This window comes from Nonomuraea sp. NPDC023979 (assembly GCF_040639085.1).
Lineage (GTDB): Bacteria > Actinomycetota > Actinomycetes > Streptosporangiales > Streptosporangiaceae > Nonomuraea > Nonomuraea ceibae.
The window spans coordinates 245,733-265,217 of record NZ_JBEZZG010000007.1; the positions used below are offsets into that span (position 1 = coordinate 245,733).

Annotated in this window: 17 protein-coding genes; 10 read left to right on the forward strand and 7 right to left on the reverse strand. The window is 72.5% G+C overall.

Translation table 11 applies throughout. The features are described 5' to 3' along the window. Window positions 1–108: 108 nt before the first annotated feature. A complete protein-coding gene (locus AB0G11_RS16385) occupies window positions 109–1,851 on the forward strand; it encodes a hypothetical protein (protein ID WP_357586565.1) in 1,743 nt (580 codons plus the stop codon). A gap of 1 nt (window position 1,852) precedes the next feature. Here AB0G11_RS16385 and AB0G11_RS16390 read toward each other — a convergent pair whose 3' ends face one another. Next, window positions 1,853–2,500 carry a TetR/AcrR family transcriptional regulator gene (locus AB0G11_RS16390; RefSeq protein ID WP_219507214.1) on the reverse strand — a complete coding sequence of 216 codons (648 nt, stop codon included), beginning with the start codon at window positions 2,498–2,500 and terminating at the stop codon, window positions 1,853–1,855. 95 nt (window positions 2,501–2,595) lie between these two features. Here AB0G11_RS16390 and AB0G11_RS16395 point away from each other — a divergent pair, with 95 nt between their 5' ends. Further along, window positions 2,596–3,789: a cytochrome P450 gene (locus tag AB0G11_RS16395; protein ID WP_219507215.1), complete on the forward strand. Its 1,194-nt coding sequence runs from the start codon at window positions 2,596–2,598 to the stop codon at window positions 3,787–3,789. Window positions 3,790–3,798: 9 nt separating this feature from the next. After that, complete coding sequence (locus AB0G11_RS16400; RefSeq protein ID WP_219507217.1) at window positions 3,799–3,990, forward strand: ferredoxin; 192 nt, start codon at window positions 3,799–3,801, stop codon at window positions 3,988–3,990. On the opposite strand, the gene AB0G11_RS16405 is transcribed toward AB0G11_RS16400, so the two are convergent. Together AB0G11_RS16405 and AB0G11_RS16410 are read right to left on the reverse strand one after the other, a co-directional pair. Continuing rightward, window positions 3,967–4,839, reverse strand: a complete 873-nt coding sequence (locus tag AB0G11_RS16405; RefSeq protein ID WP_246645234.1) for a class I SAM-dependent methyltransferase — start codon at window positions 4,837–4,839, stop codon at window positions 3,967–3,969. The two genes, AB0G11_RS16400 and AB0G11_RS16405, sit on opposite strands and share 24 nt — an antisense overlap. 69 nt (window positions 4,840–4,908) lie before the next feature. Next, window positions 4,909–5,289, reverse strand: a complete 381-nt coding sequence (locus AB0G11_RS16410; RefSeq protein WP_219507218.1) for an SdpI family protein — start codon at window positions 5,287–5,289, stop codon at window positions 4,909–4,911. 399 nt (window positions 5,290–5,688) lie between these two features. On the opposite strand from AB0G11_RS16410, the gene AB0G11_RS16415 reads away from it, so the two are divergent. Beyond that, complete coding sequence (locus AB0G11_RS16415; protein ID WP_219507219.1) at window positions 5,689–6,135, forward strand: SAV_6107 family HEPN domain-containing protein; 447 nt, start codon at window positions 5,689–5,691, stop codon at window positions 6,133–6,135. A gap of 805 nt (window positions 6,136–6,940) precedes the next feature. Here the strand turns inward: AB0G11_RS16415 and AB0G11_RS16420 are convergent. From AB0G11_RS16420 to AB0G11_RS16435, 4 genes are all read right to left on the reverse strand, one after another. Continuing rightward, a complete protein-coding gene (locus AB0G11_RS16420) occupies window positions 6,941–7,435 on the reverse strand; it encodes a transcriptional regulator (protein ID WP_026214021.1) in 495 nt (164 codons plus the stop codon). A 327-nt stretch (window positions 7,436–7,762) separates the two neighbouring features. After that, window positions 7,763–8,653 (reverse strand): universal stress protein, encoded by an 891-nt coding sequence (locus AB0G11_RS16425; RefSeq protein WP_357586567.1) that lies wholly within the window; start codon window positions 8,651–8,653, stop codon window positions 7,763–7,765. After that, a complete protein-coding gene (locus AB0G11_RS16430) occupies window positions 8,653–10,074 on the reverse strand; it encodes an amino acid permease (protein ID WP_219507222.1) in 1,422 nt (473 codons plus the stop codon). Before AB0G11_RS16430 ends, AB0G11_RS16425 begins: the two co-directional genes overlap by 1 nt. Before the next feature lie 9 nt (window positions 10,075–10,083). Beyond that, the gene (locus AB0G11_RS16435) at window positions 10,084–11,328 is read right to left on the reverse strand and encodes an arginine deiminase (RefSeq protein ID WP_219507223.1); all 1,245 of its coding nucleotides are present in this window, start codon (window positions 11,326–11,328) and stop codon (window positions 10,084–10,086) included. A 146-nt stretch (window positions 11,329–11,474) separates the two neighbouring features. Here AB0G11_RS16435 and pyrR point away from each other — a divergent pair, with 146 nt between their 5' ends. Genes pyrR through AB0G11_RS16465 form a run of 6 tightly spaced genes read left to right on the forward strand, consistent with a single transcriptional unit; the run spans window position 11,475 to window position 19,483 of the window. Then, entirely contained in the window at window positions 11,475–12,020 is a 546-nt protein-coding gene (pyrR, locus tag AB0G11_RS16440; protein ID WP_219507225.1) for a bifunctional pyr operon transcriptional regulator/uracil phosphoribosyltransferase PyrR, read from the forward strand. Then, complete coding sequence (locus tag AB0G11_RS16445; RefSeq protein ID WP_219507227.1) at window positions 12,017–12,934, forward strand: aspartate carbamoyltransferase catalytic subunit; 918 nt, start codon at window positions 12,017–12,019, stop codon at window positions 12,932–12,934. The genes pyrR and AB0G11_RS16445 overlap by 4 nt, the downstream gene beginning before the upstream one ends. Then, window positions 12,931–14,217 (forward strand): dihydroorotase, encoded by a 1,287-nt coding sequence (locus tag AB0G11_RS16450; RefSeq protein WP_219507228.1) that lies wholly within the window; start codon window positions 12,931–12,933, stop codon window positions 14,215–14,217. The genes AB0G11_RS16445 and AB0G11_RS16450 overlap by 4 nt, the downstream gene beginning before the upstream one ends. Then, a complete protein-coding gene (carA, locus tag AB0G11_RS16455; protein ID WP_219507230.1) occupies window positions 14,214–15,320 on the forward strand; it encodes a glutamine-hydrolyzing carbamoyl-phosphate synthase small subunit in 1,107 nt (368 codons plus the stop codon). The genes AB0G11_RS16450 and carA overlap by 4 nt, the downstream gene beginning before the upstream one ends. Then, on the forward strand, window positions 15,307–18,594 hold the full coding sequence (gene carB / locus AB0G11_RS16460; protein WP_219507231.1) for a carbamoyl-phosphate synthase large subunit: 3,288 nt from the start codon (window positions 15,307–15,309) through the stop codon (window positions 18,592–18,594). The genes carA and carB overlap by 14 nt, the downstream gene beginning before the upstream one ends. A gap of 37 nt (window positions 18,595–18,631) precedes the next feature. Continuing rightward, window positions 18,632–19,483 (forward strand): dihydroorotate dehydrogenase electron transfer subunit, encoded by an 852-nt coding sequence (locus tag AB0G11_RS16465; RefSeq protein WP_219507233.1) that lies wholly within the window; start codon window positions 18,632–18,634, stop codon window positions 19,481–19,483. Window positions 19,484–19,485 lie beyond the last annotated feature (2 nt).

The following is a 19,485-nucleotide window of genomic DNA, read 5'->3' on the forward strand; positions in this document are numbered from 1 at the left end:
GCATAACGTCCGCGTCACCACATCGGGTGACGTGGGGGTTATGCGGCGCTTGGTGGACTCTCCGGGCCGGCGCCGGGAGGGACCCGGTGACGGCACTGGGGGAGATCCGTGCTGTCCGCTACCGTCCCGTCCGTCGTCCCGCCGGCCGCGCCGGAACGGCCGCCGCGCGCCCGCCGCCGGTTCGCGCTCCCGAGCCTGCTGGTGGCGGGCTTCGTGGCCCAGGTGCTGGTGAGGCTGTGGCTGTCGCGCTACCACGCCGGGCCGGTGGCGAACCCGGACGAGACCGGCTATCTCGCCGGGGCGCGCTGGCTGGCCGGCGGGCCCGCCGCCGACTTCAGCGGCACCACGTTCTACCGGGGCGGCTACCCGCTGCTGCTGGCGCCGATCCACTGGCTGACCTCCGACCCCGCCACCGTCTACCGGCTGGTGGTCGTGGCCGGGTCGGTGGTCGCCGCCACGGCGTTCCCGCTGGCGTACCTGCTGCTGCGGCGGTTCGGGATCGGCCGGCGGGGCGCGTCGGCGCTGGGGTTCGCCGCCGCCCTCGCGCCGCCGGGGCTGCTGTTCTCGGGGCTGGCGCTGGCCGACGCGATCCTGCCCAGCATCGTGCTCGGCTGGCTGCTCGCCGTGCACGACCTGGTCAGGCGCGGTCCCGGCCGGGCGAGGGCATGGCCGGGAGCACGGGCAGGGGTGCTCGCGGGCGCGCTCGCCGCGTACGCCACGGCGGTGCACCTGCGCGGCACGGTCGTCCTGGCCGTCCTCGTCGTGCTCATGGCCGGGCTCGTGCTCGCCCGCCGCGGGTACGGGACCGCCGTGCTCCCCGGGGCGCTGGTGGCCGCTGCGGTGGCGGCGGCCGGGTGGGCGCTCAACGCGGCGGTGTCCGCGGCCCTCTACCCGCGCGGGCCCCGCGACCTCACCGCGCTGCTGGTCTCCCGGCTCACCACGCCGGACGGGCAGGCGTGGGCGCTGTCCGGGGCGGCCGGGCAGCTCTGGTACCTGATCGCCGGAACGTGGGGGCTCGCGGGCGTCGGCCTGGCCGGGGCCGCCGTCGTCACCGTGCGGCGCGGGCCGCTCGCGCGCCGGGTGACGGCCGCCGCGCTGCTGGCCGTGACGCTCGGCATCGCCTACGCCTCCTCGGCCGCGCTGCCCGACGAGCACCGGGTCGGCAACTACGCCTACGGCCGCTACCTGTCGTGCGTGGCGGTCGCCTGGATGCTGGCGGGGCTGCTCGTGCTGGTGCGCGCCCGGCGGGCGGCGGCGCTGCGGCACGTGGCCGCCTCGGCCGCGCTGCTGGCCGCCACCGGGGGCGTCGCCGCCTGGTACGCGGGGGACCGGCTGCGCCGCTACGCGTACATCGCCTTCGACTTCCCCGAGCCGTCCTTCCTCAGCGGCGTACGCGACGCGCTCGACCTGGTCGCGACGTCCCGGGCGGCGCTGATCCTGCTGGCCTGCCTGGCGGCCGCCTGCCTGTTCGCCCCCCGCCGTACCCGGATCGTGGTGGCCACGGCGGTGCTGGCGGCGGTGCACGTGGCCTTCGCCGCCGACCTCGCCCCGAAGGCGCCGCTCGCCCCCGCCACCGGCTGGCTGCACGCGCCGCCGCCCGGCGGCGGGTTCGCGGTCGACACGCGGGTCCACTGGGGGATCTGGGTGCCGCTCACCCACCGCGTGTGGTGGACGGCCCTGGACCTGTACGACGGCCGCAAGCAGGGGCCGCCGCCGGGCGCCTGCAGCGCGCTCGTGCCAGAGGACGCCGGGCCGCCGCCCGCCGGGTGGGTCGCCACCGGCGAGGGCGGAAAGGGGCACGGGTGGACGGCCTGGCGCGACCCGGCGTGCCCCGCGTCACCCAGGAGGTGACTCAGGCGGACATCCTCCCGGGACGGGCGCCACCCGGATCGGCCGGGTCCCAGTGGGCCAGGCCGCGCACGGCGACGCCGGCGGCCATGGCCATCACCTCCCACACCTGATCGCCGACGTCGCCCCTGTTCAGGCTCGCCATCGTGGCGAGCTTGACCGCGCCCACCAGCGAGCCGACGACGGCCGCCGCCTCCACCAGGTCGAGCTCGCCGGCGTACGCCTCGTGCACCGCCTCGGCGAGCCGCAACTGGCTGTCGAACAGCAGGCGCAGGCCACGCGCCTGGAGCGCCGGCACGCTCATGATGAGGTCCATGCGCCCCTTGGCCTCGTCCAGGACGTGGCTCGCACCGCCGACCGCGGAGTCCATGCCGTGCTGGAGCACCCGCGTCAGCAGCTCGGCCACCGGCTCGCCCGGCCGCCGGTCGGCGACGCGGGCCAGCAACTCCTCCAGCCGCGCGGCCGAGTCGTAGAAGACCACGTCCTCCTTGCTGGCGAAGTAGCCGAAGAACGTGCGCGTCGACACGTCGGCCGCGGCCGCGATCTCCGCGATCGTCGTCTCCTCGTAGCCCTTCTCGGTGAACATCCGGATCGCGGCGTCGGCCAGCGCCCGGCGTGTGCGCTGCTTCTTGCGCTCCCGCAGTCCTGACATGTGCGAACTGTACTGCATGCGAGTTCGTTTTTCACCTGTTGCAAATTTGCATCCGATGAGCTTTTCTGGAGATCGAGGCGAGAGGAGCCCATCAGATGACCGATCTGACCATGACCACCCGGCGCGAACGCCCCTTCGACCCGCCGGACACCTTCACGCGCATCCGGCAGCAGGCCGCGGTCCACCGGATGACGTACGCCGACGGCCACGAGGGCTGGCTGATCACCGGCTACGACGAGGCCCGCGCCGTGCTGGCCGACCCGCGCTTCAGCAACCGGCCCGAGCTCATGCACCCGCCGATCGCCCGGCCCGGCTTCAAGCCGGAGGACGCCGGCAGGTTCAGCGTCCCGCCCGGCTTCTTCCTGCGCATGGACCAGCCCGAGCACACCCGCTACCGCAAGCTCCTCACCGGCCAGTTCACGGTCCGCCGGATGAAACTGCTCGAACCGCGCGTCCAGGAGATCGCCGAATCCTGCCTGGACGCCATGGAGGCCGGCCCGCGCCCCGCCGACCTGGTCGAGGCGTTCGCGCTGCCGATCCCGTCCCTGGTCATCTGCGAGCTGCTGGGCGTCCCGTACGAGGACCGCGAGCGGTTCCAGGACGACTCCCGCATCCTGGTCAACCTGGAGACCAAGGCCGACGACGCGCTCGCCGCGCTCGGCCGGATCTCCGCGTACCTGAGCGGCCTCATCGGACGCAAGCGCGCACACCCCGAGGACGACCTGCTCAGCGGCCTGGCCGTGGGCGGCGAGCTGGACGACGCCGAGCTCACCGGCGTCGCGATCCTGCTGCTGATCGCCGGGCACGAGACCACCGCCAACATGCTCGGCCTCGGCACCTACGCCCTGCTCACCAACCCCGACCAGCTCGCCGCCATGCGCGACGACCCGTCGGTGGTCGACAACGGCGTCGAGGAACTGCTGCGCTACCTCAGCATCATCCACCTGGGCCCGATCCGGGCGGCGCTGGAGGACGTCGAGATCGGCGGGCGGCTCATCGCCAAGGGCGACGCCGTCACCCTCCACCTGCCGGTCGTCAACCGCGACCCCGGCCGCTTCCCCGGCGCCGACACCCTCGACGTCACCAGGCCGGCGGGCGGCCACCTGGCCTTCGGCCACGGCATCCACCAGTGCCTCGGCCAGCAGCTCGCCCGCATCGAGATGCGCATCGGCTACGCGGCCCTGCTGCGCCGCTTCCCCGGTCTGCGCCTGGCCGTGGAGCCGCACGAGGTGCCCATGCGCACGGACATGAGCATCTACGGTGTGCACCGGCTGCCCGTCACCTGGTAGGTCTAGAACATGGAGATCAAAGCCGACACCACGGTCTGCATCGGGGCGGGCATGTGCGCGCTCACCGCGCCCCAGGTGTTCGACCAGAGCGAAGACGACGGCACAGTCATGCTGCTGAAGCCCGAGCCGCCCGCCGACCAGGAGGATGCGGTCCGCCGGGCCGTGACCCTCTGCCCGTCAGGGGCGATCGCGATCGCCTGACGCCGGTGGCCGCCCGTCCTCCACGGGCCGGCGGCCACCGGCGTCACTGACGGCCGGGACGACCTCGTACACGCGGGTCGTCCCGTACACGTCGCCGGGCCGCCCGCCGCGGCGCGTCACCGTGCGCACGTGGCGGAAACGCCCGGTCCCGAGCAGGTACGCCTCCTCGACCGGGTTGAAGTAGATCACCGTGATCGGGCGGGGCCGCCGGTCGGCCGAGGCGATCAGGCCGTCCATCGTGGCCGCGAAGATCTCGCCCCTGAACGGGTTGTTCAGGAACACCACCGTGGCGTCGTCCGGGATGACGTAGTCCAGCACGTCGGAGTTGACGAACTCGACGCCGCCCGCGCGCAGCCGCAGCCGGGTGCCGGCCAGGTTCGCCCGCGCCACCTCGGTCAGCTCCGCCGACAGCTCCACGCCGATCACCCGCCTGAACGGGTAGCGGCTGGCCGCCTCCAGCGCCATCCGGCCCTTGCCCGCGCCCAGGTCCACGAACACGTCGCCGCCGCCCACGTGGTCCCGGGGCAGCGCGCGCCGCAGCGTGCCCCAGTGGGCGGGGGAGTAGTAGACCCGTTCCGGATGGTCGAGCCCGAAGTCCGACAGATCGGCGAAATCAGCCGTGCTGACGCCGAACCGCCGGTCGTACAGCAGCCGCGACAGCCGGTTGCGCACCGAGCGCAGGCTCAGCGGGCCGCCCAGGTGCATCACGTCCTCGCCGAGCTGCAGGCCCGCGTCGAAGGCGAACGCGGCGGGCGCGCCGATCGCCACCGCGCCGATCAGCAGCGGCACCCGCCCCCGCACCGCCCCGGTGAACCTGGCCAGCGAGCTCGTGTCGTACGCGACGGTCATGGAGCCTCTCCTCGGGGGGTGTGAAGTCGGGGCGGATGGCACGTTCCCGGGCGTACGCGCTCCCGGACGTCAGGAGCCGGTCGCGAGCTCCCGGTTCACCCGGGCGGCCACGAGGTGCGCGCGCCGGCCGATCAGCGCCAGCCCGCCCACCAGCAGCAGCGCCTGCGCCAGGGCGAACGCCACCCCGGCCGGCTCCGGCAGGTCCAGCGCCGCCTCGGCGGCCACGGCGGCGGCCAGCACCCCCGCCATGACCAGCGCCAGCCCGCGCATCGGCCCCCGCGCCCAGGCGTGCGCCGCGTCCCATGCCTCACGCGAGGCCAGCGTCTCGCGGGTGCGCAACCCGGCCAGGCCGTTACGGGAGTCGGCCGCGCCGGACTCGTCGTGGAACGGGACCAGCAGCAACGCGAGAGCAGGAAGGGTCAGGATCGCGGTCATCAGAACGGGGCCCATGCCGGTCATGCTAGCCAGGGCCGGGACGGGCGTCAGGCCTCCCCCAGGCGACGGTTCGGCGGCTCTTGGGACACGCTGATCGAACCTGTGTTCGTGGAACAGGTTGACACCGAGCGTGATCGAAATTATGTTCGACCTAGTGGCGTGAGGCTCGCGGCTCACGTCGTCGGACCTGGTCGTGGGTGCCGCTTCCCCCAAGCGGCACCCGCGGCCAGGCTCCACGGGCGAAGGGCGCGTCCTCGTCGTCGGCGGAGACGAGTGGGCGCGTCCTGGCCGGACGGGGAGAGGGGAAGCTCCTCGTCCGGCCGGCCCGGCGGAAATGTCGGTGCGGTCTGCGATTGTTGACCTCACCGGCTGGACGCCGGGGAGTCGCCCCACGACTCGAAGGAGGCGCGCAAGATGGCACCACGGCACAGAGACACGCCCGGGCCCCGGCTGTCGCCTGCGGTTCGGGCACACCTGACCGACTCCCGTTCCTGCCTGGCGGAGGCGGCCGCCGCCCGCACCCCGGCCTCGCGCTACGTGTCGGCCCACCTCGCGGCCCTGCGCGCGGCAGCGGCGATCCTCGCCGCCCGCCCCCGGCCCATGGAAGGCCGCCGGCGTCGCCTGCGCAGCGCCTGGGAGCTGCTGCCCGAGGCCGAGCCCCAGCTCGCCGAGTGGGCCGCCTACTTCTCGGTGAGCGCCGCCAAGCGCGCCGCCGCCGAGGCGGGCATGGTCCGCGGCGTCAGCGCCGCCGACGCCGACGAGCTGCTGGCCGAGGCCGACACGTTCGTCTCGACGGTGGAGGACCTCCTGGGCGTCCCCGCCCAGCCCCAGCTCCCCACCGCCGTCCCCCTCGCGGGCTGACACCCTCCCGCTTCGCACGCGGGTGGACCCTCACGTCCGGCACGTGAGGGCGCCGCCGCTGCCCGGCCTCACGCCCGTGGCGTGACGCCTGCGGCCGGTCCGCCTGCCGTGGCGGCGCTCCGGGCTGCCCGGCGCGGCAGCCCCCGTTCGGCGTACGCGCATGCCGTCGACGGCCCGCGCCCGATTCCGACGCGCCGCCCTCACGCCTCTCCCGGGACCGCGGACGGCCGAACCGCGTGGCGGGAAGCCCGTTGGGCCCGCAGGCAGGTCGTCCCCGGCTCCCGTGAAGGCCGCCGCCACCCTGGCCTGGTCTTCCCGGGCGCGGCCCCGGCTGGGTCCTCCGGGCGCAGCCCTGGCCCATTCTTCCCGGGCGCGCGCCCAGGGCCCGGTCTTTCCGTGCGCGTTCACGGCCCGTCCCCTTGGGGGCGTTGCCCCCGGCCGGCCTTCCCGGAGGCGATCCCAGCGGGCAGCGGCGGGCCAAGTCCTTCGCGAAGGCGGCCCCAGCGCCCGGGAAGGCGGTTTCCGCGCCCCAGGAGGGCACCTTGGGCACCTTGGGTGTGTTCGTCGCCTGGAGAGCGTTCTCCGGCCCCTAGGGAACGCTCCCACGCGCCCGCAGGGCCGGTCCTGGGCCCCGAAGAAGGGGCGGGGTGGGTTGGGGAGCGGCCGGCAGCGGGAGAGGGCGGGAATGGTGACCAGATTGGCGTGCTTTGTTGGGTTTGTCCTAAAACGGTCAACATGCCAGTAAATGAGCATGAAAAAGGGGCGCTCCGTGGGTCTCGGGCGCCCCTGGGGGAGTCGGTCGCGGTCAGAAGGACTCGACGGCGCGCCGGGCCTCGGCGTCGAGGACGCCCCAGCTGATGAGCTCCTCCGTCAGCTCACTCGGCGACTTGTCGTAGATGACCGCAAGGGAGCGCAGGTCCTCCTGGCGGATCGACAGGACCTTGCCGTTGTAGTCGCCACGCTGGCTCTGGATGGTGGCGGCGTAGCGGGCCAGGGCGCCGGCCTTCTCCTTGGGCAGGGTGGCAAGCCGCTCCAGGTCGATGACAAGCTTGGGCGTCGGCCCGAGCGGGCTCGGCGCGGCGCCGCCCGGCAGCAGCTCCGAGACGGGCACCCCGTAGAAGTCGGCAAGCTCGGCAAGCTTCTGCACGGTGACGGCGCGGTCGCCGCGCTCGTACGAGCCCACGACCACGGCTTTCCACCTGCCGCGCGACTTCTCTTCGACTCCGTGCAGGGACAGGCCCTGCTGGGTGCGGATGGCGCGGAGTCGTGCACCCAGCGACTTTGCGTACTCAGACGGCATTGTGTGGCCCCCCGGCTCTCGTATCTATAGCTCTCAGTAGATTGTGCTCCCTTGCGGCGAATGCCTGAGCCACCGGGGGTACGGTGCCGGGTCCGGCGCCATGGGGTGGCCGTGGCCCCCGGGCTGCCCCCGGGAACGCCGCGCGGTGTTGGTTACGCTCAGTGACGGTAAAGGGGTGGACGCCTAAGGTCAAGCTGATTGGAAAAAAGATGCCGAATCCGATCCGGTATGGAACGCCACTTAAGCCCCTCATGTCCCGGTGGTAACACTACTTCGTCATAGTTTGCCGAGTAACAGGGCCGGTTTCGGCACCGGGGCGAAAGCGGATCAGGGCTGACGGGTCAGGATCATGACCGGCCTGGTCGCCGCCCGTACGATCTTGATGCTGGTGTCGCCGAGGAACACCCGCCTGAGTGGCCCCGAGTCGCTGGAGGCGCAGATGACCAGCTCGCCGGGCAGCCACGTGCCCGCGCGCATGGCCTGGGCGACGTTGCGGCCCTCCAGGATCTCCACCTCCACCTGGGTGCGCCGCCGGTGGCCCCGGGCGGCCGACTTCAGGTCGGCGGCGGCCTGGTCGCGCAGCCGGGCCAGCATCTCCTCCTCGGCCCTGGCCGGGCGGCCGCTCCTGAGCACCAGCGTGACCAGGCGCAGCGGCAGGTCCAGGCCGGTGGCGATGGCGGCGGCGCGCTTGACGGCGGCGTCCGCGCCGGGGCCGCGCCGGTAGGCGACGGTGAGGCGCTCAAGCGCGGCGGGCGGCTCGTCGGCGTAGCCGCGCGGGGCCAGCAGCACCGGCACCGGCGAGGCGTGCAGGAGCTGGTCGGCGGTGCTGCCGAGGGCGATGCGGTCCTTGCCGCCGCTGGGCGCCGACCCGATGACGACCACGTCCGCCGAGCGCTTGCGCGCCAGCTCCACCAGCCCGCGCCCGCTGCCCTTGTGCGTGTAGGCGAGGTAGGCGGCGTTCTCCCCGATCTCCTTGCCGGCCAGCTCGCCGGTCAGCTCGCGCGCCTGGTCGAGGGTGGCGGCGGCCTGCTCGTCGAGGTAGGCGGCCCACGCCCCGGCGTCGGCGCGCGCCGGTCCCGGCGGGCCCCAGGCGGGCGGCTTGACGGCGGCGACCGTCAGCCGCGCGCCGGTCTGCCTGGCCAGCAGCACGGCCAGCGTCAGCCCGTCGCGGCCCCGGGCCTCCGGGATGAATCCGGTCAGCACGTTCTCGAACCGCATCAGCGCACCTCGGCGTTCAACCGCGAGTGGCGGTAGCCGTACAGGAAGTAACAGACGAGCCCGGCCAGCATCCACAGGCCGAACGCCGCCCAGGTGACCCCGGCCAGGCCGGCCATCACCAGGACGCACAGGATGACGCCGAGCACCGGCGTGAGGGGGAACAGCGGGGCGCGGAAGCTGCGCGGCAGGTCGGGGCGCCGGTAGCGGAGCACGAGCACGCCGGCGTTGACGATGGCGAAGGCGAACAGCGTGCCGATGCTGGTGGCCTCGGCGAGCTGGCCGAGCGGGACGAGCCCGGCCAGCACCGCGATGAACAGCGTGACGATGAGCGTGTTGGCGACCGGCACCTGGCGGCGCGGGTTGACCCGCTGGAAGATCCTCGGCACGAGCCCGTCGCGGGACATGGCGAACAGGATGCGCGTCTGGCCGTACATGACGGTCAGGACGACGCTGGCGATCGCGATCACCGCGCCGAACGAGACGACGAGCCCCGCCCACGTGGAGCCGGTGGCCAGGTCGGCGATGAGCGACAGGCTGGCCTCGGTGCTCTCGGGGTCGAAGTCCGTCCACGGCATGGCGCCGATGGCGGCCAGCGCGACGAGCACGTACAGCAGGGTGACGACGGCCAGTGACAGCACGATGGCCAGCGGCAGGTCGCGTTTGGGGTTCTTGGCCTCCTCGCCCGCGGTGGAGGCGGCGTCGAAGCCGATGTAGGAGAAGAACACCTGCGACGCGGCGGCCGTCACCCCGGCGACGCCCATCGGCGCGAACGGGGCGAAGTTGCCCGCCTGGAAGCCGGTGAACGCCACCACGCAGAAGAACACCAGCACGGCGATCTTGATGAGCACGAACACGCTGTTGGCCGTGGCGCTCTCGGAGGAGCCGCGCAGCAGCACCCAGGTGGCCAGCAGCACGATGAGGATCGCGGTGACGTTGACGACGCCGCCGTCCTGGCCGGGCGAGCGGGTGACGGCGTCGGGCAGCGTCCAGCCGGTCAGGCCGTACAGGAAGGCGTTGAGATACTCGCCCCAGCCGACGGCGACGGCGGCGACGGAGACGGCGTACTCCAGCATGAGGCACCAGCCGCACACCCAGGCCACGAGCTCGCCCATGGTCGCGTACGCGTAGGAGTAGGACGAGCCGGACACCGGGATGGTCCCGGCGAGCTCGGCGTACGACAGCGCGGAGAACAGGGCGGTGATCGCCGCCAGCACGAACGCCAGCACCACCGCCGGTCCGGCCTTGGGCACGGCCTGGCCGAGGATGACGAAGATGCCGGTGCCCAGCGTGGCGCCCACGCTGAAGAGCGTGAGCTGCCACAGCGACATGGTGCGGCGCAGCTCGCCGCCCTCGCCCCGGCCGCCCTCGGCGACGATGCGCTCGGCCGGCTTGGTGCGCAGCAGGCCGCGGATCAGTGACACGGCGGGCCCTCAGATGCCGTCGCGTTCGAGCGGGCAGCTCATGCAGCGCGGCCCGCCCCGGCCCCGGCCGAGCTCGCTGCCCCGGATGGTGATGACCTCGATGCCGTTGTCGCGCAGGTAGTTGTTGGTCGTGGTGTTGCGCTCGTAGGCGATGACGACGCCCGGCTCGACGGCCAGGCCGTTGCAGCCGTCGTCCCACTGCTCGCGCTCGGCGGCGGAGACGTCCTGCGTCGGCGTCAGCACGGTGATCTCCGGCAGGTCCAGCGCGTGCGCGATGGCGGCGTGCATGTCCTGCGGCGGATGGTCGGTGACCAGCAGCTCCTTGTCGTTGCGGCCGGGCTCGATCGTGTAGGCGGGCAGCATGCCGAGCCCGGCGTACTTGGTGAACACGCCCTCGTCCAGCATCGTCATGACGGTGTCGAGGTGCATGAACGCGCGGGCCTTCGGCATGTTGAGCGCCACGATGCGGCGCGCCGAGCCGGCCCTGAAGAGGTTGCGGGCCAGCATCTCCACGGCCTGCGGCTGGGTGCGCTCGCTCATCCCGACGAGCACCGCGCCGCGCCCGATGACGAGCACGTCGCCGCCCTCCAGCGTGGCCGGCGCCACCGCGTGCCCCGGCATCCACACGTGGTAGCCGCCCGGCCCCGGCCGGTCGAAGCCGCCGGCGAACATCGGGTGGAACTGGTAGATCGCCTCCATGTTCACCGTCTCGCGCATCCGCGCCTTCTTCTTCATGGCGTTGATGGACACGCCGTCGTACACCCAGCAGGAGGTGTCGCGGGTGAACAGGTGGTTGGGCAGCGGCGGCAGGATGAAGTCGTCGCGGCCGAGCGTGTGGAAGGCCACCGACCGCGGCTCGCAGCCCAGCGCGGCCAGCTCGCCGCGGGTGATGCCGCCGGTCAGGTACGTGGACAGCGTGCCGGCGTCCATGGCGTCGAGCGCGTTGCGGATGTCGTCGACCGCCACGGGGCCCAGCCACCGCTCGTCCACGACCGCGTCCAGGATGTGCTTGCGCGCCTCGGGGATCTCCACCGTCTCGCCGAGCAGGTCCGACAGCAGGTGCACGACGACGCCCCGGCCGCGCAGCACCTGCTCGAACTCGCGGTGCTCCTCGACCGCCCGCTGCACCCACAGCACGTCGTCGAAGAGGAAGGCGTCCTTGTTGGACGGCGTCAGCCTCTTCAGCGACAGCTCCGGCCGGTGCAACAGGACCTGGTGGAGCCGGCCCACCTCCGAATCGACGTGAAATGTCATTTTCCCTCTATCCCCGGAAACCCCCTGTGTGACCCATCACCTGACGCCTACCCCGCCGTTGCCGCTGGTAGCCGCCTGGTACTGTGTGTGCCGACCAGCATCCTTTAAGACCCGTCCTGTGAGGCGGGAAAGGTGGTGAATCCCTCATGTCCGAATCCAGGGCCGTGCTCGAAGGCCCGGACATCCATCGGGCGCTCACGCGCATCGCGCACGAGATCCTCGAACGAACCAAGGGCGCCGACGAAGTCGTCCTCCTCGGCATCCCGACCCGCGGCGCCACGCTGGCCCGCCGGCTCGGTGACCGCATCGAGCAGTTCGAGGGGCTGAAGATCCCCGTCGGCTCGATCGACATCACCATGTACCGCGACGACCTGCGCCGCGGCCCCGTCCGCCCGCTCGGCCGCACCGAGGTGCCCGCCGACGGCATCGACGGCCGGACCGTCGTCCTCGTCGACGACGTCCTCTACTCCGGCCGCACCGTCCGCGCCGCCCTCGACGCGCTCAACGACCTCGGCCGGCCGACCGCCGTCCAGCTCGCCACGCTCGTCGACCGCGGCCACCGCGAGCTGCCGATCCGCGCCGACTACGTCGGCAAGAACCTGCCCACGGCCAAGAGCGAGAAGGTCAAGGTCTTCCTGCAGGAGATCGACGGGCGCGACGCGGTCCTGCTCATGAAGGAGGACGCCAGATGAACCGTCATCTCATCTCCGCCGGCGACCTCACCCGCGACGACGCGCTGCTCATCCTCGACACCGCCGAGGAGCTGGCGAGAGTCTCGGAACGTTCCATCAAGAAGCTGCCCACGCTGCGCGGGCGCACGGTGGTCAACCTGTTCTTCGAGGACTCCACCCGCACCAGGATCTCGTTCGAGGCGGCGGCCAAGCGGCTGTCCGCCGACGTGATCAACTTCTCGGCGAAGGGGTCGAGCGTCTCCAAGGGCGAGTCGCTCAAGGACACCGCGCTGACGCTGGAGGCGATGGGCGCCGACGCCGTCGTCATCCGGCACGGCTCGTCCGGCGCGCCGCACCGGCTGGCCAACTGGGTGCACGGCAGCGTGGTCAACGCCGGCGACGGCACCCACGAGCACCCCACCCAGGCGCTGCTCGACGCCTTCTCGATGCGCCGCCGCCTCGGCTCGCTCGACGGGCGCCGCATCACGATCGTCGGCGACGTGCTGCACAGCCGGGTCGCCCGCTCCAACGTGCTGCTGCTGCACACGCTCGGCGCCGAGGTCACGCTGGTGGCCCCGCCGACGCTGCTGCCGGTCTCGGTCGACACCTGGCCGTGCGCGGTCTCCTACGACCTCGACGGCGTGCTGCCCAAGTCCGACGCGGTGATGATGCTGCGCGTGCAGAAGGAGCGGATGAACGCCGCCTACTTCCCCAGCGAGCGCGAATACTCCCGGCGCTACGGCCTCGACCGTGACCGGTTCGCCAAGCTGCCGGAGGAGGCCATCGTCATGCACCCGGGTCCGATGAACCGGGGCATGGAGATCGCCGCCGAGGTGGCCGACTCGCCCCGCTCGACGATCGTCGAGCAGGTCGCCAACGGGGTGACCATCCGCATGGCCGTGCTGTACCTGCTCCTCGGGGGGGAGATCGCGTGATCATTCACAACGTCCGGATTCTCGGCGGCGAGCCGGTCGACATCCGCATAGCCGACGGCGTCGTGGCCGAGGTCGGCACCGGCCTGACCGGCGGCGAGGTGATCGACGGGCAGGGCGCCGTCGCGCTGCCCGGCCTCGTCGACCTGCACACCCACCTGCGCGAGCCGGGCCGCGAGGACGCCGAGACCGTGCTCACCGGCACCCAGTCGGCGGCCCGCGGCGGCTACACCGCCGTGCACGCGATGGCCAACACCTCGCCCGTCGCCGACACCGCCGGCGTCGTGGAGCAGGTCTGGCGGCTCGGCCGCGAGTACGGCCTGTGCGACGTGCACCCGGTCGGCGCCGTCACGGTCGGCCTCGACGGCCGCCAGCTCGCCGAGCTCGGCGCGATGGCCGACTCCGCCGCCCGCGTCCGCGTCTTCTCCGACGACGGCAAGTGCGTCAGCGACGCCGTGCTCATGCGCCGCGCGCTGGAGTACGTCAAGGCGTTCGACGGCGTCGTGGCCCAGCACGCCCAGGAGCCCCGGCTCACCGAGGGCGCCCAGATGAACGAGGGCGTCGTCTCCGGCAGGCTCGGCCTGACCGGCTGGCCGGCGGTCGCCGAGGAGGCGATCATCGCGCGTGACTGCCTGCTGGCCGCCCACGTCGGCTCCCGCCTGCACGTCTGCCACGTCTCCACCGCCGGCTCGGTCGAGATCCTGCGCTGGGCCAAGTCCAAGGGCTGGAACATCACCGCCGAGGTGACCCCGCACCACCTGCTGCTGACCGACGACCTCGTCGAGGAGTCGCCGGCCGGCGCCTACAACCCCATCTACAAGGTCAACCCGCCGCTGCGCACCCGCGCCGACGTCGAGGCGCTGCGCGCGGCGCTGGCCGACGGCACCATCGACGTCGTGGCCACCGACCACGCCCCCCACCCGGTGGAGGACAAGGAGACCGAGTGGTCGGCCGCCGCCATGGGCATGGTCGGCCTGGAGACGGCGCTCAGCGTGGTGCAGGAGGCCATGATCGACACCGGCCTGCTCGACTGGGCGGGCGTCGCCGACCGCATGTCGGCCGCGCCCGCGCGCATCGGCCGCCTGGCGGGCCAGGGCCGCCCGATCGAGCCCGGCTCACCGGCCAACATCACCCTGTACGACCCGTCCGTCCGCACCGAGGTGGACCCCTCAGCGTTCGCGTCCAAGAGCCGCAACACTCCGTACACGGGCATGACCCTGCCCGGCCGGGTCGTGGCGACGTTCCTGAGGGGCAAGCCCACCGTTCTCGAAGGGAAGCTGGCGTGACCAACGCGGTTCTCGTCCTGGAAGACGGCCGAGTCTTCCACGGAACTCCCTACGGCGCCGAAGGCGAGACCTTCGGCGAGATGGTCTTCAACACCGGCATGACCGGCTACCAGGAGACCCTGACCGACCCCTCCTACCACCGTCAGATCGTCGCGATGACGGCCCCGCACATCGGCAACACCGGCGTCAACGACGAGGACCCCGAGTCGGGCCGCGCCTGGGTCGCCGGCTACGTGGTGCGCGAGCCGTCCCGGGTGGTCTCCAACTGGCGGGCCACCCGCTCGCTCGGCGACTACCTCAAGGACCAGGGCGTCGTCGGCATCGCCATCCCCGGCACCCGGGCGCTCACCCGCCACCTGCGCGAGCGCGGCGCCATGCGGGCCGGCATCTTCTCCGCCCCGTCGGAGCCGGTCGAGGAGCTCGTCGAGCGCGTCCGGCAGTCGCCCCGCATGCAGGGCGCCGACCTGTCCGGCGAGGTCACCACGGCCGAGCCGTACGTGGTGCCGGCCGTCGGCGCGAAGCGGTTCACCGTCGCCGCCGTCGACCTGGGCATCAAGGGCATGACACCACAGCGGATGGCCGAGCGCGGCTGCGAGGTGCACGTGCTGCCCGCCGGAGCCACGTTCGAGCAGATCATGGCCGTCGAGCCCGACGGGGTGTTCCTGTCCAACGGGCCGGGCGACCCCGCCACCGTCGACGTCACCGCGCTGCGGCAGGTCCTGGAGGCCCGGGTGCCGTTCTTCGGCATCTGCTTCGGCAACCAGATCTTCGGCCGCGCCCTGGGCCTTTCCACCTACAAGCTGCGCTACGGCCACCGGGGCGTCAACCAGCCCGTCCAGGACGTGCGCACCGGCAAGGTGGAGATCTCCGCCCACAACCACGGCTTCGCCGTCGAGGCGCCGCTCGACGGCCCGTTCGACACCCCGTACGGGCCGGCCGAGGTCAGCCACGTCAACCTCAACGACCGCTGCGTGGAGGGGCTGCGCCTGCTCGACGGGCGCGCCTTCAGCGTGCAGTACCACCCCGAGGCCGCCGCCGGGCCGCACGACGCGGCCTACCTGTTCGACGAGTTCTGTGAGGTCATGCGTCGTGCCCAAGCGTGAGGACATCAGCTCCGTCCTGGTGATCGGCTCCGGTCCGATCGTCATCGGGCAGGCGTGCGAGTTCGACTACTCCGGCACCCAGGCGTGCCGCGTGCTGCGGGCCGAGGGCTTCCGGGTCATCCTGGTCAACAGCAACCCGGCGACGATCATGACGGACCCGGAGTTCGCCGACGCCACCTACGTCGAGCCCATCACCCCCGAGTTCGTCGAGAAGATCATCGCCAAGGAGCGGCCCGACGCGCTGCTGCCCACGCTCGGCGGCCAGACCGCGCTCAACACCGCGGTCGCGCTGCACGAGGCGGGCGTGCTGGAGCGCTACGACGTCGAGCTGATCGGCGCCGACTTCGACGCCATCCAGGCCGGCGAGAACCGCGAGAAGTTCAAGGAGATCGTCGCCAAGGTCGCCCGCGAGCACGGCCTCAACGCCGAGTCGGCCCGCTCGCTCATCTGCCACACGATGGACGAGGTGCTGGCCGCCGCCGGCGAGCTCGGCTACCCGCTGGTGGTGCGGCCGTCGTTCACGATGGGCGGCGTCGGCTCCGGCTTCGCCTACGACGAGGAGGGCCTGCGGCGCATCGCCGGGGCCGGGCTCGACGCCTCGCCGACCACCGAGGTGCTCCTGGAGGAGTCCATCCTCGGCTGGAAGGAGTACGAGCTGGAGGTGATGCGCGACAAGGCCGACAACGTCGTCATCGTCTGCTCGATCGAGAACATCGACCCGATGGGCGTCCACACCGGCGACAGCGTCACCGTCGCGCCCGCGCTCACCCTGACCGACCGCGAATACCAGAACATGCGCGACGTGGCCATCGCGGTCATCCGCGAGGTCGGCGTCGACACCGGCGGCTGCAACATCCAGTTCGCGGTCGACCCGCGCTCCGGCCGCATGATCGTCATCGAGATGAACCCGCGCGTGTCGCGCTCGTCGGCGCTCGCCTCGAAGGCCACCGGCTTCCCGATCGCCAAGATCGCCGCCAAGCTGGCCATCGGCTACACGCTCGACGAGATCCCCAACGACATCACCAAGGAGACCCCGGCCTCCTTCGAGCCGACCCTCGACTACATCGTGGTCAAGGTGCCGCGCTTCGCCTTCGAGAAGTTCGCCGGCGCCGACCGCACGCTCACCACGCACATGAAGTCCGTGGGCGAGGCGATGGCCATCGGCCGCTCCTTCCCCGAGGCGCTGCAGAAGGCGCTGCGGTCGCTGGAGAAGAAGGACTCGTCCTTCACCTGGGCCGGCGAGGTGCGTCCCAAGGACGAGCTGCTGGAGGAGTGCCGCGTCCCGCACGACGGCCGGCTGCGCACCATGCAGCAGGCGATCAGGGCGGGCGCCACGCCCGAGGAGCTGTTCGAGGCGACCAGCGTCGACCCGTGGTTCCTCGACCAGCTCTTCCTGCTGGACGAGGAGGCCCGCGAGCTCGCCGCGGCCGACGACCTGACCGCCGAGACGCTCCAGCGGGCCAAGCGCCACGGCTTCAGCGACGCGCAGATCGGCGAGATCCGCGGCATCGACGAGGCCCGGGTCCGCGACCTGCGTCACGCGCTCGGCCTGCGGCCCGTCTACAACACCGTCGACACCTGCGCCGCCGAGTTCGCCGCCCGCACGCCCTACCTCTACTCGGCCTACGACGAGGAGAGCGAGGTCCCCTACGGCGAGCGCGAGAAGGTGATCATCCTCGGCTCCGGGCCCAACCGCATCGGGCAGGGCATCGAGTTCGACTACGCGTGCGTGCACGCCTCGTTCGAGCTGGCCAGGGCCGGGTTCGAGACCGTCATGGTCAACTGCAACCCGGAGACCGTCTCGACCGACTACGACACCTCCGACCGGCTCTACTTCGAGCCGCTCACGCTGGAGGACGTCCTGGAGGTCGTGCACGCCGAGCAGCAGACCGGCCCCGTCGCCGGGGTCATCGTGCAGCTCGGCGGCCAGACGCCGCTCGGCCTCGCGCAGGCGCTCAAGGACGCGGGCGTGCCCGTCGTCGGCACCTCGCCGGAGTCGATCCACCTGGCCGAGGAGCGCGGCGCGTTCGGCCGGGTGCTGGCCGAGGCCGGGCTGCCGGCGCCCAAGCACGGCACCGCCACCACGGTCGCCGAGGCGCTGGCCGTCGCCGAGGAGATCGGCTACCCGGTGCTCGTGCGGCCCTCGTACGTGCTCGGCGGCGCCGGCATGGCCATCGTCTACGACGACGAGACGCTCACCACCTACATGGCGGCCCAGGAGGGCGGCCACCCGGTGCTGGTCGACAAGTTCCTCGACGAGGCCATCGAGATCGACGTCGACGCGCTCTACGACGGCTCCGAGCTCTACCTGGGCGGCGTCATGGAGCACATCGAGGAGGCCGGCATCCACTCCGGCGACTCGGCGTGCGCGCTGCCGCCCATCACGCTCGGCAGCCACGACATCAAGCGCATCCGCGCCGCCACCGAGGCCATCGCCGCCGGGGTGGGCGTGCGCGGCCTGCTCAACGTCCAGTACGCGATGTCGGCCGGCGTCCTGTACGTCCTGGAGGCCAACCCGCGCGCCAGCCGCACGGTGCCGTTCGTGTCCAAGGCGACCGCGGTGCCGCTGGCCAAGGCGGCGGCCCGGGTCATGCTCGGCGCCACGCTCGCCGAGCTGCGCGCCGAGGGCATGCTGCCGACCGGCGGCGACGGCGGCACGCTGCCGCTGGACGCCTCGATCGCGGTCAAGGAGGCGGTGCTGCCGTTCAACCGCTTCCGCGGCGTCGACATCGTGCTCGGGCCGGAGATGCGCTCGACGGGCGAGGTCATGGGCATCGACGCGTTCTTCGGCACGGCTTTCGCCAAGTCGCAGGCCGCGGCGTACGGTGAGCTTCCGACGAAGGGACGCGCGTTCGTATCCGTCGCCAACCGCGACAAGCGTGCGATGATCTTCCCGGTGAAGGCGCTCGCCGACCTCGGGTTCGAGATCCTCGCCACCGAGGGCACGGCCGAGGTGCTGCGCCGCAACGGCGTCCATGCCAAGATCGTGCGAAAGCACAGCGAGGGGACCGGTCCCGGAGGTGAGCCCACGATCGTGCAGTGCATCCTGGACGGCGAGATCGACCTGATCGTCAACACGCCGTTCGGCAGCCCCGGCCAGTCCGGGCCGCGCCTCGACGGCTACGAGATCCGCACCGCGGCGGTGCTGCGCGGCGTGCCGTGCATCACCACCGTCTCCGGGCTCGCCGCCGCCGCGGCGGGCATCCAGGCGATCGTGCGGGGCGACGTCGGCGTACGGTCCCTCCAGGAGCACGCGCAGGCACTACGGGGCTAGCTCCCCCAGGAGGTGAAGCAGACTGGCCGGCACTCCGGTGCAGGTGACGGGCACGGTGCTGACGACGCGCCGGGTCGACGCCTACCATGCGCTGACCGTGGTGGCGCCCGGCATCGCCGAGCGCTACCGCCCCGGCCACTTCGTCTCCGTCGCGGCCGGGGGCGCCGGCACGTCCATGGTGACGCGGCGCGCCCTGTCCATCCACGACGTCAAGTCTGATTACGGTGGCACGGTGGAGCTGGTCTTCACCGTGCGCGGTCCCGGCACGGCGTGGCTGGCCGAGCGGCGCGCCCGCGACACGCTGGACCTGGTCGGCCCGCTGGGCCGGCCGTTCCCGCTGCCGCGCGATCCGGTGCACTGCGTGCTGGTCGGCGCCGAGTACGGCTCGGCCGTGCTGTTCCCGCTGGCCGACGCTCTGCTGGAGCGCGGCTGCCGGGTCGACTTCGTGCTCGGCGCGGCCAGCGCGGACCGGGTGTTCGGCGCGATGCGGGCCCGGCGGATGGCCGAGACGACCACGCTGACGACCGAGGACGGCTCGCTCGGCGTGCGCGGCCGGGTCACCGACGCGCTGCCGTCGGTGATCGCCGACACGCACGCCGACGCCGTCTACGCGTGCGGGCCGATGGAGTCGCTGCGGGCGGTGACCGCGGTGGCGATGGAGTTCGACATCCCGGTGCAGGTGGCGGTGGAGGAGGCGATGGCGTGCGGCATCGGCGTCTGCATGACGTGCGTGCTGCCGGTCATCGGCGACGACGGCGTCACCCGGATGGTCCGGGCGTGTGCGGAGGGGCCGGTGTTCCGGGGGGAACGGGTGCGCTTCGAGGACGTGGGAACGATCCCGTTCGACGCTCTCGGCGCCCCGGGGGGCGGTGCTCGCCATGCCGGCTGAGG